Raw genomic sequence first — 514 nt, 5'->3', positions numbered from 1 at the left:
ATGATGGAGGCCTCCAGCCTGCTGGCGACGGATATCGTGGTGGTCTACATGCTCACCATCGCCGCCCTTTACGCGCTGCTCGACTTCGTGTTCATGCTGGTCCAGCGCCGGATGCTGAGGTGGCAGCCATGAGCGCGGTGACGAGCGCGAGCGCACCCGTGCTCAACGCACGGAACCTGAGTCTGGGGTTCGGTCACACCACCGTGCTCACTGACGTGGACCTGACCCTCCACCCCCAGGAGTTCACGGCGGTGGTCGGCACCTCCGGGGTAGGCAAGTCGACCCTGCTGCGCGCCCTCACCGGGCTGATCGCCCCCCACGACGGCGAGGTGAGCATCCCCGCGCGTCGTGCGGACGCTTCCCGCGCGTGGTCGATGGTCTTCCAGGCGCCGCGGCTTTTCCCCTGGCGGCGCGTGCGCGCCAACGTCGAGCTGGGCCTGGAAGGGCTCGGGCTCTCCCGGGCGGAGCGCCGGCGCCGCGCCATGGAGCCGCTGGCCCTGGTGGGGCTGGAGGA

1 protein-coding gene is annotated in these 514 nt (G+C 70.2%); it reads left to right on the top strand.

The genetic code is table 11. From position 1 onward, the window contains the following. Positions 1-128: 128 nt before the first annotated feature. Positions 129-514: ATP-binding cassette domain-containing protein (locus G7A99_RS24590; protein ID WP_163144696.1), on the top strand; the 386-nt coding region annotated here is incomplete at its 3' end.

It is taken from the genome of Arhodomonas sp. KWT, assembly GCF_010993615.1.
This window is presented reverse-complemented; position numbering and strand designations above follow the sequence as displayed.